The sequence below is a fragment of the Philodulcilactobacillus myokonensis genome (assembly GCF_027923585.1).
In the GTDB taxonomy this organism is placed as follows: Bacteria; Bacillota; Bacilli; order Lactobacillales; family Lactobacillaceae; genus Philodulcilactobacillus; species Philodulcilactobacillus myokonensis.
Genome location: NZ_BRPL01000002.1, coordinates 557,070 through 574,045, shown reverse-complemented (window position 1 = coordinate 574,045; position 16,976 = coordinate 557,070). Strand labels below are relative to the sequence as shown.

The window sequence follows — 16,976 nt, the reverse complement described above, 5'->3', positions numbered from 1 at the left end:
CACCTCCTTAATTAATTCTACTATTTAACTTGTTCTACTTTAATCAAATGTGCGATTTTAAGTAAAGCACCACGAGTAGCTTCATTATCAGGCTTAACAACAGTACTATTGATACGGTGCAAACCAATGGCTTTAACAATCTTACGTTGCTTAGGAAGACGATGAGTTACACTATGAGTTAAAGTAATCTTTAATTGAGCCATATTTTAACTCCTCCTTATTCTGCTAAATGTTGAGTTGAAACTCCACGTAATGCGGATACTTCGTCAGCATTCCTTAATGAAGCTAAACCTTCAAAAGTAGCACGAACAACGTTAATTGCGGTATTTGATCCTAAACGTTTACTAGTAACATCACTGATACCTGCAAGTTCCATAATAGAACGAACAGCCCCACCAGCAGTTACTCCAGAACCTTCTTCAGCAGGTTTTAATAGGATCTTTCCGCCACTGTAATCTCCAATAACTTTATGAGGGATGGTAGTACCAACAACTGGTACGGAAATTAAATTCTTACGACCATCATCAACAGCTTTACGGATAGCAGCTGGTACTTCTTGAGCTTTACCAGTACCAAAACCAACATGTCCATTATTATCACCGACAATAACTAAAGCAGCGAATCTAAGACGACGTCCACCTTTAACAACTTTAGTAATTCGGTTAATTGATACAACATTATCTTCAAGATTTAACTTGTCCGGATTAATAAATTCAGCCATGCGCAGTTAATTCCTCCTTTTTTAGAATTGTAGTCCATTTTCACGAGCAGCATCAGCTAATGCTTCAACACGCCCATGGTAAATGTATCCACCACGATCAAAAACAACTTTTGAAATATTTTTGTCGTTAGCACGTTTAGCAACTAACTTACCAACGCTCTGTGATTGTTCAACTTTTGTATTACCACTTACATCTTTATCAAGAGTAGAGGCACTAACTAATGTTGAACCATTGTCATCATTAATTACTTGAGCATAAATGTTTTTGTTAGAACGGTATACGTCTAAACGAGGACATTCAGCTGTACCAGAAACTTTTCTACGAACACGTAAATGGCGACGTTGACGAATCTTATTTTTATCTGGTTTTGAAATCAAAATAGTCACCTCTATATTATTAATATTTTGTAAGTAAATATAAATCTACTTACCAGTTTTACCTTCTTTACGACGTACAACTTCATTTTCGTAACGAATACCCTTACCCTTATAAGGTTCAGGAGAACGAACTGAACGAACCGAAGCAGCAAAATCACCAACAGTTTGCTTATTAATGCCACTAATTTGAATAGTTCTATTGTCAGGAACTTTAACTTCAAGATCATCATTTACATCAATATTAACTGGATGTGAATATCCAACGCTTAATACTAAGGTTTTACCCTTTAATTGAGCCCTGTATCCAACACCAACTAATTTCAATGTTTTATTGAATCCCTTAGTAACACCTTGTACCATATTGTTAAAATTAGCACGAGTGGTACCATGTAAAGCACGAACCTTGTAATCATATTTAACAGTTGGTTCAAATGTTACAACGTTATCATTAATGTTCATTTTAATAACTGGCGAAATACTACGTGTCAATGAACCCTTAGCACCTTTAACAGTAACATTATTACCGTTTGATTTAACATCAACACCATCAGGCAAGACAACTTTTCTATAACCAATACGACTCATTTAATACACCTCCAATTCTATTAAAAATTTTTACCAGATGTAAGCTAATACTTCTCCACCGATCTTCTTAGCACGAGCATCTTTATCAGTCATAACACCATTTGAAGTTGAAATAACTGCAATACCCAAACCATTTAGAACCTTTGGAACACTATCAGCTTTAACATATGATCGTAATCCAGGTTTAGAAATACGTTTTAAACCAGAAATTACACGTTCATTATTTTTACCATATTTTAAGAATAAGCGAAGAACGCCTTGCTTATCATCATCAATATATTCGTAATCGCGAATAAATCCTTCACGCTTTAAAATGTCAGCAATATTACGCTTGATTTTTGAAGAAGGAACTTCTAAAGAATCATGGCGTACCATGTTAGCATTTCTAATGCGAGTTAAGAAATCTGCAATTGGATCTGTCATTTAATTTGAACCCTCCTTATTAATTAAAAAATTTAATTCTACCAACTAGCCTTTTTCATACCAGGAATTTGTCCTTTATGAGCTAATTGTCTCATGCATAATCTGCATAAGTGAAACTTTCTATATACAGAATGTGGACGTCCACAACGTTCACAACGTGTATAATTTTGAGTAGAAAATTTTGCAGGACGTTTACTTTTTTCAATTAAAGCTTTTCTAGCCAAGTATAAAACCTCCTTTAATACTAATTTCTAGCAAATGGCATTCCGAAGTCACTCAATAATTCATGAGATTCTTCATCAGTATCAGCTGTTGTAACAATTACTACGTCTAAGCCACGAACGCGGTTAACGTTATCATAATTAATTTCCGGGAAAATTAATTGTTCACGAACACCTAATGTATAATTTCCACGACCATCAAATGATTTATTACTTACACCATGAAAATCACGAACACGAGGTAATGAAACATTAATTAACTTATCTAAGAATTCATACATACGGCTACCACGTAATGTAACCTTAGCACCAATTGCCATGCCTTCACGTAATCTGAATCCGGCAATAGATTTTTTAGCATGAGTAATTAAAGGCTTTTGTCCAGAAATTTGAGTTAATTCTGAAACGGCTTCATCTAAATTCTTAGCATTAGAAACCGCATCACCAACACCCATATTTAAAACAATTTTATCAATTTTGGGTGTTTGCATAACAGATGAGTAGTTAAATTTTTTAACTAATGATCCAACAATTTTATTTTTATATTCTTCTTGTAAACGAGTTGCCATTGAAGGAAATCCCCCTTTCCTAATAAATAAAGTTAATCGATGGCTTTTTTAGATTTTTTAGAAATTCTAATTTTTTTGCCATTTTCTAATTTGTATCCAACTCTTGTTGGTTTCTTAGTTGAAGGATCAATCAACATAACATTAGAAGCGTTAATTGCTGCTTCAACACTCTTAATACCACCCTTAGGGTTAGATTGTGAAGCTTTTTCATGCTTTTTAACGATGTTAATTCCCTTAACAACTACACGATTTTGTGAGGCATTAGTACCAGTAACGGTTCCTTCTTTACCTTTATCTTTACCGCTAATAACTCGAACTTTGTCACCAGTTTTAATAAACATTAATATTGGCACCTCCTTAAAATTTAAAGTAGTTATTATAATACTTCAGGAGCCAAGGAAACGATCTTCATGAAGTTGTTATTTCTTAATTCACGAGCAACAGGTCCAAAAATACGGGTTCCACGTGGACTCTTATCACTGTTAATTAAAACAGCAGCGTTTTCATCAAAGCGAATGTATGAACCATCTTTTCTACGAGTAGCAGATTTAGTTCTAACAATAACAGCTTTAACAACATCGCCTTCTTTGACAACACCACCTGGTGTTGCTTGTTTTACAGTACAAACAATTACATCGCCAATGCCGGCATAACGTCTTTTAGAACCGCCTAAGACTTTAATAGTTAATAGGTTTTTAGCACCGGAATTATCAGCAACCTTTAAACGACTTTCTTGTTGAATCAAAGGTATATCCCCCTTTCGCTATTTGATTGGAATACGACAAAAGTTAAATATTAAGCGTTAGCAATTGATTTTTTAACAATTTTAACTAAACGGAAATGTTTAGTTGCTGATAATGGACGAGTTTCCATAATATCAACAATATCGCCCTTTTTAGCGGAATTGTCTTTATCATTTGCCTTATATTTCTTTGAGTATTTAACTCTTTTACCGTAAGTAGGATCAGTCTTATAAGTTTCAACAACAACAGCAATGGTTTTTTCCATTTTATCTGAAACTACACGACCACGATAAACTTTACGATTATTTCGCTTATTGTTCATTCTTAAACCTCCCTTTTATCGTATTCTACTTATTATTTTCTAATTGACGTTCACGTACGATAGTTTTAATACGTGCAATGTTTTTACGAACTTGCTTTAACCTTGCAGTATTTTCCAATTGACCAGTAGCTAATTGAAAACGAAGGTTAAACAATTCTTTCTTAAAATCGGCTTCTTTTTCTTGCATTTGAGAAGCAGTTAAATCTCTAATCTCTTTAGCCTTCATTTTATTCGCCACCTACTTCCTTACGTTTAATAATCTTAGTTCTAATTGGAAGTTTATTTGAAGCTAGACGTAATGCTTTTAAAGCAGTTTCTTCTGAAACTTCACCAACTTCAAATAAAACTTTATCACGTTTAACTGGTGCAACCCATCCAGCAGGAGCACCTTTTCCACTACCCATACGAACTCCAACACCTTTTTGAGTGTAAGATTTATGAGGGAAAATCTTAATCCAAACTTTACCCCCACGTTTCATATAACGGGTAATTGCAATACGGCAAGCTTCGATTTGACGGTTAGTAATCCAGTGAGAATCTAAAGCTTGTAAACCATAGGTTCCAAAAGCAACTGTGTTACCACCCTTTGAATGACCACGTAACTTACCACGATGCTGACGACGGAATTTTACACGTTTTGGTACTAGCATGTTTATTTCCCTCCTCTTCTACGATCATTCTTTGGACTATTAGGCTTATTTGGCAATACTTCACCACGATAAATCCATGTTTTAACACCTAATGTACCATAAGTAGTATGTGCTTCAACAATTGAATAGTCAATATCGGCACGTAAAGTATGCAAAGGAACTGTTCCATTAGAGTAAGATTCTGTTCTACACATATCCGCTCCATTTAAACGTCCAGCAACTTGAATTTTAACACCTTTAGCACCTGAACGCATAACTCTTTGCATGCTTTGTCTCATAGCACGACGAAATGCAATTCGAGCTTCTAATTGTCTAGCAACATTAGATGCAACTAATTTAGCATCTAGATCAGGTTTCTTAATTTCGATGATATTAACGTGAACACGTTTACCAGTTAATGCATCGATTTCTTTACGAAGACTTTCAACTTCTGATCCACCTTTACCAATAACCATACCAGGTTTAGCAGTATGGATAGAAATATTTACACGCTTTGCAGCACGTTCAATTTCTACTCTTGATACGGAAGCGTCAGCAAGTCGTTTATTAATATATTTACGGATTCTTAAATCTTCTCGTAAATTAGCAGCAAAATCCTTATCAGCATACCATTTTGCATCCCAATCACGAGTGATTCCAATACGTAATCCGGTTGGATTTACTTTTTGACCCACGTGTTATACCTCCTATTTATTATTTTCAGATACCACGATAGTGATATGACTTGTCCGTTTATTAATTGGGGAAGCGGAACCCTTAGCACGAGGACGGAAACGTTTTAAAGTTGGTCCTTCGTTTACAATTGCTTTACTTACATATAGATCTTCACGATCTAAATCAAAATTGTTTTCCGCGTTTGCTACAGCAGACATTAAAACCTTTGATACAACTGGAGAAGCACTTCTTGGAGTAAACTTCAAAATTGCATTGGCTTCACCCACGCCTTTACCTCTAATAAGATCAACAACAAGGCGAACCTTACGAGCGGCAATACGAACAGTTCTTGCAGTAGCTTTCGCTGATGTAACTTGTTCAGCCATGATTTATCCTCCTTGTTTAGACAGTTTTCTTATCAGCACTCTTAGCATGTCCATGGAAAGTACGAGTTGGTACGAATTCGCCAAGCTTGTGTCCTACCATGTCATCTTGAATGTAAACTGGAACATGTTTTCTTCCATTATAGACAGCAATTGTGTAACCAATGAAGCTAGGAAAAATAGTTGATCTTCTAGACCAGGTTTTAATTACTGATTTTTTGTCGCTATTTTTTTGTGCATCAATTTTTTTCAATAAATGCTTGTCGGCAAAAGGTCCCTTTTTTAGACTACGACCCATTATTCAGCCTCCTTAAATATAAAATTTAAACTGTTTAGTAATTTTATAATTATAATTATTTCAATTTAATCTAAACCGCAACATAAATTACATCTTAGATTGTTTACGACGACGAACAATAAACTTATTAGAACGAGCTTTCTTAGAACGTGTCTTCTTACCAACTGTCTTCTTATGCCATGGTGATAATGGAGATGGGTAACCAATTGGTTCTTTACCTTCACCACCACCATGTGGATGATCGTTAGGATTCATTACAGAACCACGAACATGAGGACGTTGGCCTAAGTAACGCTTAATACCTGCTTTACCAACGTTAACTAATGAATGACTTTCATTACCAATACTACCAATAGTAGCACGATTAACAGCAAGAATCATTCTAACTTCACCTGAAGCCAATTTAACAAGAACATACTTTCCTTCTTTACCTAAAACTTGGGCAGAAGTACCGGCAGAACGTACTAATTGGCCACCTTTACCAGGCTTTAATTCGATATTATGAACAACGGTACCAACTGGAATGTTTACTAATGGTAAAGCATTTCCAATTTTGATATCTGCATCCTTACCAGATTCAACCTTGTCGCCAACTTTTAATCCCTTAGGAGCTAAAATGTATGATTTAACACCATCTTCATAAAAGATTAATGCAATATTGGCAGTACGGTTTGGATCGTATTCAATTGACTTAACTGTAGCTGGGATACCATCCTTATTACGTTTGAAGTCAATAAGACGATATAAATGTTTGTTTCCGCCACCATGATGTCTGACAGTCATATGACCATAATTGTTTCGACCAGCTTTATGTTTATTAGCAGCTAACAATGATTTTTCTGGCTTGCTAGTAGTAATAACACTATGGTCTAAACTAGTCATATTACGACGACCATTCGTGGTTGGCTTATAATTCTTAATCGCCAAGTTATTTCCCTCCTAATTAGTAAAATTTATTTGTTATTCTTATTCTTATTTTTATCGTTAAAGATATCGATACTATTAGAATCAGAAGATAAAGTAACAACTGCCTTACGACGCTTCTTGGTATAACCAACGTAACGTCCCTGACGCTTTAACTTACCTCTAACATTCATAATATTAACTTTTACAACGTTAACATTAAAAATATCTTCAACAGCACTCTTTACTTGAGTTTTAGTAGCCCGTAGATCAACATCAAAAGTATATTTCTTATCATCCATCAAAGCAGTTGATGATTCAGTAATTACCGGACGTAAAATAACATCGCGTGATTCCATTATGCGAGCACCTCCTCTACTTGAGAAAGAGCAGCCTTAGTGATGACAACTTTATTATTAAGTAATACATCTAAGGTATTTACCCCTTTAGCACTAATAACATTTACATTTGTAAGATTACGTGCTGAAAGAGCTGCGTTTTGATTGCCATCTTCTAAAACAACTAATGTTTTTTCGGATGCAATCTTCAAGCCATCTAATACAGCTTCAAAATCTTTTGTCTTAGGAGCTTTAAAATCCAAAGCATCAACAACAACTAAATCACCATTGGCAACCTTTTCAGATAAAGCGGATTTAACAGCTAAACGACTAACTTTCTTAGGAAGATGGTAACCATATGAACGTGGGGTTGGTCCAAATACGATTCCACCACCACGCCATTGTGGTGCACGAATAGAACCTTGACGAGCACGACCAGTTCCCTTTTGACGCCATGGCTTTTTACCACCACCTCTAACGGCACTACGGTTTTTAACGGCACTAGTACCTTGGCGTTGTGAAGCTCTTTGCATTACAACAGCTTCAAATTCAACATTATTATTTGGCTTTACACTAAAAATGGCATCATTTAGATTCAAATTACCATTTTTATTACCATTTTGTTTATATAATGCAACACTTGTCATTTTCGGTTCCTCCTTTCTTATTTATTAGAATTTCTTTTTTCGATTTGTTTTGCAATTCGTTTTGCAGAACTACGAGCAGCAGATCTAACTAAAAGTAATGATTTTCTAGTACCAGGGACGTTACCTTTAATTAAGATAACATTATCATCAGTGTCAGTCTTAATAACTTCAAGATTTTGCATTGTAACACGGTTATTACCCATTCTACCAGGTAATTTCATTCCTTTTACAACACGGTTAATAATAACACCTAATGAACCTGGACGACGATGATATCTAGATCCATGTGTTTCTGGACCTCTAGATTGATTATCCTTATGGACATTACCTTGATATCCGTGTCCTTTACTAATACCGGTTACGTCAACAACGTCTCCTGCTTGGAAAACATCTGCACTAACCTTATCTGATACTTTAATATCTCCCAAGTCGGCATTTTTAATTTCTTTAACGAAGCGCTTAGGAGTTGTTTTAGCTTTTGCTACATGACCCTTTTCTGGTTTATTACTTAAAACGGCACGTTTGTCATCAAAACCTAATTGAATTGCATTGTAACCATCGTTTTCCTCAGTCTTCTTTTGCAAAACAACATTAGGAGTAACGTCAACAACTGTAACGGGAACTAATTCACCGTTTTGGTCGAATACTTGTGTCATTCCAACTTTTTTACCTAAGATTCCTTTTCTGGTCATGAGTACACCTCCAATATTAATGTAATTTATTTTTATAATTTAATTTCGATATCGACACCACTTGGTAAGTCAAGCTTCATTAATGAATCAACTGTCTTGGGTGTTGGATTCAAAATATCAATTAAACGTTTATGTGTTAACATTTCAAATTGTTCACGAGATTTACTAAATTTATGTGGTGAAGCTAAAAGTGTATAAACAGTTCTATCTGTTGGTAATGGAATTGGGCCAGAAATGTTGGCACCAGTTCTTTGTGCAGTAGCAACAATCTTATCAGCAGATTGATCTAAAATACGGTGTTCATATGCTTTTAAACGAATACGAATCTTTTGTTTTGCCATTGTCTTTTCCCTCCTTCGTCTATTTTTAAAATAAGACTAACTCCGTGGAAATTACCGCCACACCCTCATGGCAAAGCGGCCGGGTGTGTCGCAACCTTCCACATCAATGCTTAATTTTATCCATCTAAAAGTAGGGTCACTAGGCCCTCCTCTTAAACAAGTACTATTACATAATACTAAATTTTAGCTTATCAATCAAGGGTTTGAGACGATGAATTTAAAAAAACAAAAAAAGTGTTAAATCATCAATTTGATTTAACACTTTTAATAATGACAAATAACTAGTTTATTAAATTAGTTTTTTTCAGTTTTGCCACCATTTTTCTTAATAATATCTGCCTGAATTGACTTTGGAACCGGTGCATAATGATCAAATGTCATTGAGAATGTACCACGTCCTTGTGATGATGAACGTAATGTAGTTGCATATCCAAACATTTCAGATAATGGAACATAGGCATGAAGAACTTGGGCCTTGTTTCTATTTTCCATTCCATCAATACGACCACGACGAGAAGTAATTTCTCCCATTACATCCCCCATGTATTCTTCCGGAATAACAATATCAACTTTCATAATTGGTTCTAAAATTACTGGACCAGCAGTTTTAGCAGCATTACGCAATGCGATTGAAGCAGCAACTTTAAATGCAGCTTCACTAGAATCAACTGGATGATAACTACCATCATATAAGTTAGCTTTTACATCAACTAATGGATATCCGGCAAGAACACCATTGCTCATTGATTCTTTTAATCCATTTTCAACGGCAGGAATAAATTCACGAGGAACAACACCACCAACGATGTTATTTTCGAATTCAAATCCCTTACCTTTTTCATTTGGTGAAAATTCAATCCAAACATCACCATATTGACCTTTACCACCAGACTGTCTGATGAATTTACCTTGAACCTTAGTTGATTTAGTAAATGCTTCACGGTAAGCAACTTCTGGTTTACCAATTTTAGCTTCAACATGGAATTCACGCTTCATACGTTCAACAATAATGTTCAAATGAAGTTCACCCATTCCAGAAATAATGGTTTCACCAGTTTCTGAATTAGTTTTGGCTTGGAAAGTAGGATCTTCTTCAGATAATTTTTGTAAAGCATTATCCATTTTATCTTGATCAGCTTTAGTCTTAGGTTCAACGGAAACACTAATAACTGGGTCAGGGAAGTTCATAGATTCTAAGTGTAATGGATGATCTTCTGAAGTTAATGAATCACCAGTTGTGGTATTCTTTAAACCAATTGCTGCTGCAATATCACCCGCAAATACTTCAGGAATTTCTTTACGATGATTAGAATGCATCTGTAATAGACGACCAACACGTTCACGTTTATCCTTAGTAGCATTCAAAATGTAAGAACCTGATGGTAAACTACCTTGGTAGACACGGATGTAAGTTAGACGACCAACATAAGGATCAGTTGCAACTTTAAATGCTAAAGCAGCAAATGGCTTCTTATCATTAGCCTTTAATTCAACATTGTCACCAGTCTTAGGATCGATTGCACTATAAGGTCTAACATCTAATGGTGATGGTAAGTAATCTAAAACAGCATCCATTAGCATTTGAATACCCTTATTCTTAAATGCAGAACCTGCTAATACTGGGAAGTAAGTAAGATTTAAAGTAGCTTTTCTAATTGCAGCTTTGATTTCAGCCTTGCTGATGTCTTCTCCATTAAGTAACTTAGCCATAATGTCATCATCAACATCGGCAACAGATTCAATTAATGCATCATGACGCTTTTGGGCTTCTTCCTTATAATCATCAGGAATATCAACAGTATCCCATTTAGCACCTAATTTATCGTCATCATAAACGTATGCTTTCATTTCGATTAAATCAATAACACCTTTGAAGTTATCTTCAGCTCCAATTGGCATTTGAATTGCATGAGCATTTGCACCCAAACGTTCATGTAATGATTTAACTGACATATCGAAATCAGCACCAAGTTTATCCATCTTATTAACAAAAACGATTCTAGGAACATTATAATCTGATGCTTGACGCCAAACCGTTTCAGTTTGAGGTTCAACACCAGCAGCACCATCTAAGATGGTAATGGAACCATCTAAAACACGTAATGAACGTTCAACTTCAGCAGTGAAATCAACGTGTCCTGGGGTATCAATAATGTTAATTCTGTGGTCTTTCCATTGAGCAGTGGTGGCTGCAGAAGTAATGGTAATTCCACGTTCTTTTTCTTCTGACATCCAATCCATTTGTGAAGCTCCATCATGAGTTTCACCAATCTTATGAATTCTACCAGTATAATACAAAATACGTTCAGTAGCAGTAGTTTTACCAGCATCAATATGTGCGGTAATTCCAATGTTACGAGTTTTTGAAAGTGGGAATTCTCGGGTATTAGCCATGTTAAAAATTTTCTCCTCTCAAGTTATCCAAAACTTTCTTCAAAAAAGTGGCTAATTACTAATTAAATTAGCCACTTTAATATTATCTAAGTAAATAGTGAATAATTTAAAATGCAAATTCTTAATTAAGAATACATTAATCAATTGAAAATTACAATTTAAATTAAAACCACTAAATTTTACCAGCGGTAGTGAGCAAATGCACGGTTGGCTTCAGCCATTCTATGTGTATCTTCACGCTTCTTAACAGAAGCACCAGTATTGTTAGAAGCATCCATGATTTCATGTGCTAAACGTTCAGTCATAGTATGTTCACCACGTAAACGTGAATAGCTAACAATCCATCTGAGACCTAAAGTAGAACGACGGTCAGGTCTAACTTCGATTGGAACTTGGTAGTTAGCACCACCAACACGACGAGCACGAACTTCTAGAACTGGCATAACGTTCTTCATTGCTTCTCTAAATACTTCAACTGGATCATTACCAGTTTCTTTTTTAATCATATTGAATGCACCGTATAAGATCTTAGAAGCAGTTCCCCTCTTACCATCTAACATTAAATGGTTAATTAAACGGGTTACTAGCTTTGAATTATAAATTGGATCAGGAAGTACCTCACGCGGTTGTACATTTCCTTTTCTTGGCATTAGAATATCCTCCTTGATTTAAAATCGATTTTAATATTTATTTCTTAGGCTTTTTAGTACCGTATTTAGAACGACCTTGTTTACGGTCATCTACACCTGCAGTATCTAAAGCACCACGGATAATATGATATCTAACTCCAGGTAAATCCTTAACACGACCACCACGAATTAAAACAACACTATGTTCTTGGAGGTTATGTCCAATTCCGGGAATATATGCAGTAACTTCGATTAAGTTTGATAATCTTACACGAGCATACTTACGTAATGCAGAGTTAGGCTTCTTAGGAGTCATGGTACCAACACGGGTAGCAACTCCACGCTTTTGTGGTGCAGGATAATCTGTTTGAATTTTCTTATAACTATTGTACCCATGATTTAAAGCTGGGGACTTTGACTTAGAACTTCTAGATTTACGACCTTTACGTACTAATTGATTAATAGTAGGCATCTAAAAATTCCTCCTTCCTTAAATTTTAGTCCACACATCCAGGCGGTTCTTTTTAAAACGAAACAACCCTGTGGAAAATTATTTTTGTGTATAGTTAATGAACACTTAAAGTACCTTTTAATTCTAACTCCAATATCAAGAACATGTCAACTTCTTTTGAAATTTTTTTATCAAATTTTCGGAAATAATAATAAGGAGATGAGCATGATCATTATTAAATTTATTATTGGGACAATTATTGGATCGTTTTCATCATTAGTAAGCATTAGGACGTTGAGGAATGAATCAATTATTAGCCCTCGCTCTCATTGTGATAATTGCAATCGAAGACTCACCCCATTAGAAATGATTCCAATTATTAGTTTTATTATTTTAAAGGGTAAATGCCACGATTGTAAACAGCCAATTGGTTATTTAAATTTAATTTCGGAAATAATAATGGGATGCATCTGTTTACAATTTAGCCTAAATGTTAATTCCATCTTTACAATTCTTTTTGAATGGATTTTACTATTAATTTCATTATTTGATGTTCAAAAAATGATTATTCCGACTAAATTAATTCATCTATTGTTAATCATTGTAGTCATTCAGCAATTAATTAATTTTGATTTTAATTTAATAAAGTTTTCATTAGTTCTATTGAGTTATACCATTATATCTGGCATTAATCAACGATATAGTTGGATTGGAAATGGAGATATTGATATTATATGGATCATATTATTAAAAACTAATCTCAATATGAGTATTATTTCACTTTTTATTTCTTCATGCTTAGTAATTATTTTTCAAATAGCCAGTAAGTATGATAAAAAAAGACCAATCCCATACGCTCCATTTTTATTTGCTGCATTTATTATTACCAATACATTCGTGAAAATTTAAATTACAAAAAAGATAGCCATCATTTACAAAATGACAACTATCTTTCTTTTTATAATTTGATTTCAATCAAATTTTATTTTTTAGAATCAACGGGATGCATTTGTTTTTCCAATTGACTAATTGAATAAACACCATTATCGCTAGTATGACTCATTTGTTTTGGACGAATGTCTCGATAGTGACGTAAACCAGTTCCGGCTGGAATTAATTTACCAATGATGACATTTTCTTTCAAACCAATTAATGGATCATTCTTACCACGAATAGCAGCATCAGTTAATACACGGGTAGTTTCTTGGAATGATGCAGCAGATAAGAAACTATTAGTTTCTAATGCAGCCTTAGTAATTCCTAATAGAACTGGACGTGCAGTTGCAGGAATCTTACCACTAATAACAGTTTTAGCATTTCGTTCTCTAAATTTATCAATATCCATTAGCGTACCAGGAAGTAAGCTAGTATCACCAGGATCCATGATTCTTACCTTCTGAAGCATTTGTCTTACCATAATTTCAGCATGTTTATCATTTAGATCAACACCTTGCATTCGGTAAACTTTTTGAATTTCAGAAAGCATGTAAACTTCAGTTGATAATGAATCACGAACTTGAATTAATTCCTTAGGATCAATTGAACCAACGTCTAATGGAGCACCACGGTGAATATAATCACCTTCTGATACTTTCATTCTAGAATTAATTGGAACTGAATACTTTCTAGTATCCGATTGACCCTTAATTGTAACTTCCTTAGTTTGTTCAGCAGGATTTTCTTCAATTAATTGAACGGTACCACTAACTTGGGTAATGGTTGCACGTCCTTTAGGGTGTCTTGCTTCAACAATTTCTTGTACACGAGGAAGTCCTTGGGTAATATCGTTATTACCAGCAACACCACCGGTATGGAAGTTTCGCATGGTTAATTGAGTACCAGGTTCACCAATTGCTTGGGCAGCAACGGTACCAACAGCTTCACCAATTTCAACTTGATGGCCAGTTGTTAAGTTTCGCCCATAACACATAGCACAAATACCATGGGAAGTATTACAAGTAAATGCTGAACGAATTTCAACTTCTTTAATCCCCGCATCGGTAATTTCTTTTGCCTTTGCTTCATCAATCATTTGATTGTGCTTAACAATGACTTTACCAGTCTTAGGATCTTTAACCGTCTTCATTGCATTACGACCAAGAATACGATCATACAACGGTTCGATCATTTGGCCACCTTCGGTTAAAGCATGAACTTTAAGGCCACGATCAGTTCCACAATCATGTTCTCTAATAACAACATCTTGAGCAACATCAACTAAACGACGGGTTAAGTAACCAGAGTTAGCAGTCTTCAATGCGGTATCAGTCATACCTTTTCTGGCACCATGGGTTGAAATGAACATTTCTAAGACTGATAAGCCTTCTCTAAAGTTAGAGGTAATTGGTAGTTCCATAACACGACCATTAGGTTCAGCCATTAAACCACGCATACCAGCTAATTGAGTAAAGTTAGAAATATTACCACGGGCACCAGAATTACTCATCATGAAAATTGAATTTTCTGGATCAAAGTTATTCATTAAAGCATTTTGAATTTGATCCTTAGCATCGGTCCAAATTCCAACAACACGTTGGTAACGTTCATTATCAGTAATCAAACCATGCCTAAATTGTTTAGTAACAACATCAACTTTATGGTGAGAAGCTTCTAAAATCTTAGGCTTTTCTTTCAAATCAGTAACATCAGTAATCCCAACAGTTAAACCAGATTTGGTAGAAATATTGTATCCTAAGTCCTTAATTCGATCTAAAAGATGAGATGTTTCTGAAATACTGTAGTGATCATAAACGGCGGCAATAATGTTACCTAAATCACCCTTCTTAAATGGTTTAACTAATTTAGCATTCTTCAAGTGTTCATGAATATCTTCACCAGGCTTCAAGAAATACTTATCACTTAATTTGCCATTTAAATTAGTTTCAGTTGGTTCGTTCAAATATGGGAAATCCTTTGGCAAAATATTATTAATCATAAGTTTACCAATGGTAGTAACAAGGATTTCTTTCTTTTGTTGAGCAGTGAATGGTTTTTCAGGCATTGATGCAGCCTTAATTCCAATTCTAGTATGGAATTGAGTCAAGCCATTTTGATAAGATAAGAAGGCTTCATTAATATCATTGAAGATCATTCCTTCACCTTCATGGCCCTTTTCTTCTAAACTCAAGTAATAGTTACCAATAACCATATCTTGAGAAGGAGTAACAATTGGACTACCATCACGAGGTGCAAGAATATGACCAGCAGCAAGCATTAAAACACGAGCTTCAGCTTGAGCTTCAGGGGATAATGGTAAATGAATAGCAACTTGATCACCATCAAAATCGGCATTGTAAGCAGTACATGCTAATGGATGGAATCGAATTGATTTACCACTAACCAATTTAGGTTCGAATGCTTGAATACTTAAACGATGTAAAGTAGGTGCACGGTTAATTAAGATTGGATGCCCTTTAATTACATCTTCTAATGGGCCAAAAACAGCATCATCTTGACGTTCAATTTCACGCTTGGCGTTTTTAATGTTAGATGCAATTCCACGTTTTACTAATTCTCTCATTAAGAATGGTTTAAATAATTCCAAAGCCATTGGAACTGGCAATCCCATCTGATTAAATTTCAAATGAGGTCCAACATCAATAACAGAACGTCCAGAATAATCAACACGTTTTCCTAGTAAGTTTTGTCTAAATCTTCCTTGTTTACCCTTTAACATATGTGAAAGAGATTTCAAAGGACGATTACCAGGACCGGCAACTGGACGACCACGACGGCCATTATCAATCAAAGCATCGACTGCTTCTTGCAACATTCGTTTTTCATTTTGAACGATGATACCAGGAGCACGTAATGCCAACAACCGCTTCAAACGATTGTTTCTGTTAATAACACGACGGTATAAATCATTTAAATCAGAAGTAGCAAATCTCCCACCATCTAATTGAACCATTGGTCTTAAATCAGGTGGAATAACTGGAATGACATCCATGACCATCCATGATAATTCATTTCCAGATTTCTTAAATGCTTCCAAAATATCTAAACGACGAACAGCTCTGGTTCGCTTTTGGCCACTTGAACTTGTTAAATCAGATTTTAACTCGCTGATTTCTTTGTCTAAATCAACTTGTTCTAATAAAGTCCTAACGGCTTCAGCACCAATTTGTGCCTTAAAACGATTACCATACTGTTCTTTATTTTCTCTATAATCGTGTTCAGAAAGTAATTGTTTATACTCTAAAGAAGTATCTCCAGCATCAACAACAACGTATGATGCAAAGTAAATAATTTCTTCTAAAGCCCTTGGACTCATATTTAATACTAATCCCATTCGGCTAGGAATGCCTTTAAAGTACCAAATATGGGTAACTGGAGCGGCTAACTCAATTACTCCCATTCGTTCACGACGAACGTTAGAACGTGTAACTTCAACACCACAACGATCACAAACGATTCCGCGGTATCGAATTCGCTTGTATTTTCCACAGGCACATTCCCAATCCTTAGTAGGACCGAAAATACGTTCGTCAAATAAACCATCTTTTTCGGGTTTTAATGTTCGGTAATTAATGGTTTCTGGCTTCTTAACTTGACCATAAGACCAACTACGAATCTTATCAGGAGAGGCTAAGCCAATTTGCATACTATCGAATTTATTGACATCGACCAATTGA

At 35.1% G+C, this 16,976-nt stretch carries 25 protein-coding genes; 1 reads left to right on the top strand and 24 read right to left on the bottom strand.

The genetic code is table 11. The annotated features are described in order from the left end of the window. Window positions 1-20: 20 nt before the first annotated feature. The 23 genes from rpmD to rpsL all read right to left on the bottom strand — a co-directional run bounded on the left by rpmD (window position 21) and on the right by rpsL (window position 12,363). On the bottom strand, window positions 21-203 hold the full coding sequence (gene rpmD / locus WR164_RS03030; RefSeq protein WP_286136087.1) for a 50S ribosomal protein L30: 183 nt from the start codon (window positions 201-203) through the stop codon (window positions 21-23). A 14-nt stretch (window positions 204-217) separates the two neighbouring features. Beyond that, window positions 218-721, bottom strand: coding sequence for a 30S ribosomal protein S5 (rpsE, locus tag WR164_RS03025; protein ID WP_286136086.1), 504 nt, complete (start codon window positions 719-721; stop codon window positions 218-220). Window positions 722-742: 21 nt separating this feature from the next. Beyond that, the gene (gene rplR, locus WR164_RS03020) at window positions 743-1,099 is read right to left on the bottom strand and encodes a 50S ribosomal protein L18 (protein ID WP_286136085.1); all 357 of its coding nucleotides are present in this window, start codon (window positions 1,097-1,099) and stop codon (window positions 743-745) included. Between the two features lie 45 nt (window positions 1,100-1,144). Then, window positions 1,145-1,684, bottom strand: a complete 540-nt coding sequence (gene rplF, locus WR164_RS03015) for a 50S ribosomal protein L6 (protein WP_286136084.1) — start codon at window positions 1,682-1,684, stop codon at window positions 1,145-1,147. 30 nt (window positions 1,685-1,714) lie between these two features. Beyond that, window positions 1,715-2,107, bottom strand: a complete 393-nt coding sequence (gene rpsH, locus WR164_RS03010) for a 30S ribosomal protein S8 (RefSeq protein WP_286136083.1) — start codon at window positions 2,105-2,107, stop codon at window positions 1,715-1,717. Between the two features lie 38 nt (window positions 2,108-2,145). Then, a complete protein-coding gene (locus tag WR164_RS03005; protein WP_286136082.1) occupies window positions 2,146-2,331 on the bottom strand; it encodes a type Z 30S ribosomal protein S14 in 186 nt (61 codons plus the stop codon). A gap of 20 nt (window positions 2,332-2,351) precedes the next feature. Then, window positions 2,352-2,897, bottom strand: coding sequence for a 50S ribosomal protein L5 (rplE, locus tag WR164_RS03000; RefSeq protein WP_286136081.1), 546 nt, complete (start codon window positions 2,895-2,897; stop codon window positions 2,352-2,354). 32 nt (window positions 2,898-2,929) lie between these two features. Beyond that, window positions 2,930-3,238: a 50S ribosomal protein L24 gene (rplX, locus tag WR164_RS02995; protein WP_286136080.1), complete on the bottom strand. Its 309-nt coding sequence runs from the start codon at window positions 3,236-3,238 to the stop codon at window positions 2,930-2,932. 35 nt (window positions 3,239-3,273) lie between these two features. After that, window positions 3,274-3,642 carry a 50S ribosomal protein L14 gene (rplN, locus tag WR164_RS02990; protein WP_286136079.1) on the bottom strand — a complete coding sequence of 123 codons (369 nt, stop codon included), beginning with the start codon at window positions 3,640-3,642 and terminating at the stop codon, window positions 3,274-3,276. Between the two features lie 50 nt (window positions 3,643-3,692). Then, window positions 3,693-3,962, bottom strand: coding sequence for a 30S ribosomal protein S17 (rpsQ, locus tag WR164_RS02985; RefSeq protein WP_286136078.1), 270 nt, complete (start codon window positions 3,960-3,962; stop codon window positions 3,693-3,695). Between the two features lie 25 nt (window positions 3,963-3,987). Further along, on the bottom strand, window positions 3,988-4,188 hold the full coding sequence (gene rpmC, locus WR164_RS02980) for a 50S ribosomal protein L29 (RefSeq protein ID WP_286136077.1): 201 nt from the start codon (window positions 4,186-4,188) through the stop codon (window positions 3,988-3,990). 1 nt (window position 4,189) lies between these two features. Then, entirely contained in the window at window positions 4,190-4,612 is a 423-nt protein-coding gene (rplP, locus tag WR164_RS02975) for a 50S ribosomal protein L16 (RefSeq protein WP_286136076.1), read from the bottom strand. A gap of 2 nt (window positions 4,613-4,614) precedes the next feature. Next, window positions 4,615-5,286, bottom strand: a complete 672-nt coding sequence (gene rpsC, locus WR164_RS02970) for a 30S ribosomal protein S3 (protein ID WP_286136075.1) — start codon at window positions 5,284-5,286, stop codon at window positions 4,615-4,617. Window positions 5,287-5,298: 12 nt separating this feature from the next. Beyond that, on the bottom strand, window positions 5,299-5,652 hold the full coding sequence (gene rplV / locus WR164_RS02965; RefSeq protein WP_286136074.1) for a 50S ribosomal protein L22: 354 nt from the start codon (window positions 5,650-5,652) through the stop codon (window positions 5,299-5,301). Window positions 5,653-5,668: 16 nt separating this feature from the next. Continuing rightward, entirely contained in the window at window positions 5,669-5,947 is a 279-nt protein-coding gene (rpsS, locus tag WR164_RS02960; RefSeq protein ID WP_286136073.1) for a 30S ribosomal protein S19, read from the bottom strand. Window positions 5,948-6,034: 87 nt separating this feature from the next. After that, on the bottom strand, window positions 6,035-6,874 hold the full coding sequence (gene rplB / locus WR164_RS02955) for a 50S ribosomal protein L2 (protein WP_286136072.1): 840 nt from the start codon (window positions 6,872-6,874) through the stop codon (window positions 6,035-6,037). Window positions 6,875-6,900: 26 nt separating this feature from the next. Then, entirely contained in the window at window positions 6,901-7,209 is a 309-nt protein-coding gene (rplW, locus tag WR164_RS02950) for a 50S ribosomal protein L23 (protein ID WP_286136071.1), read from the bottom strand. Beyond that, on the bottom strand, window positions 7,209-7,835 hold the full coding sequence (rplD, locus tag WR164_RS02945) for a 50S ribosomal protein L4 (RefSeq protein ID WP_286136070.1): 627 nt from the start codon (window positions 7,833-7,835) through the stop codon (window positions 7,209-7,211). Before rplD ends, rplW begins: the two co-directional genes overlap by 1 nt. A gap of 17 nt (window positions 7,836-7,852) precedes the next feature. Then, window positions 7,853-8,527, bottom strand: a complete 675-nt coding sequence (gene rplC, locus WR164_RS02940; RefSeq protein WP_286136069.1) for a 50S ribosomal protein L3 — start codon at window positions 8,525-8,527, stop codon at window positions 7,853-7,855. A 32-nt stretch (window positions 8,528-8,559) separates the two neighbouring features. Then, entirely contained in the window at window positions 8,560-8,868 is a 309-nt protein-coding gene (gene rpsJ, locus WR164_RS02935; protein WP_286136068.1) for a 30S ribosomal protein S10, read from the bottom strand. A 294-nt stretch (window positions 8,869-9,162) separates the two neighbouring features. After that, window positions 9,163-11,262 carry an elongation factor G gene (gene fusA / locus WR164_RS02930; RefSeq protein WP_286136067.1) on the bottom strand — a complete coding sequence of 700 codons (2,100 nt, stop codon included), beginning with the start codon at window positions 11,260-11,262 and terminating at the stop codon, window positions 9,163-9,165. 179 nt (window positions 11,263-11,441) lie between these two features. Beyond that, window positions 11,442-11,912 (bottom strand): 30S ribosomal protein S7, encoded by a 471-nt coding sequence (gene rpsG, locus WR164_RS02925; RefSeq protein ID WP_286136066.1) that lies wholly within the window; start codon window positions 11,910-11,912, stop codon window positions 11,442-11,444. Window positions 11,913-11,949: 37 nt separating this feature from the next. After that, a complete protein-coding gene (rpsL, locus tag WR164_RS02920; RefSeq protein WP_286136065.1) occupies window positions 11,950-12,363 on the bottom strand; it encodes a 30S ribosomal protein S12 in 414 nt (137 codons plus the stop codon). 204 nt (window positions 12,364-12,567) lie between these two features. Here rpsL and WR164_RS02915 point away from each other — a divergent pair, with 204 nt between their 5' ends. After that, a complete protein-coding gene (locus WR164_RS02915) occupies window positions 12,568-13,251 on the top strand; it encodes a prepilin peptidase (RefSeq protein ID WP_286136064.1) in 684 nt (227 codons plus the stop codon). Between the two features lie 73 nt (window positions 13,252-13,324). Here the strand turns inward: WR164_RS02915 and rpoC are convergent, their stop codons facing one another. After that, a complete protein-coding gene (gene rpoC / locus WR164_RS02910) occupies window positions 13,325-16,972 on the bottom strand; it encodes a DNA-directed RNA polymerase subunit beta' (RefSeq protein WP_286136063.1) in 3,648 nt (1,215 codons plus the stop codon). Between the last annotated feature and the right edge of the window lie 4 nt (window positions 16,973-16,976).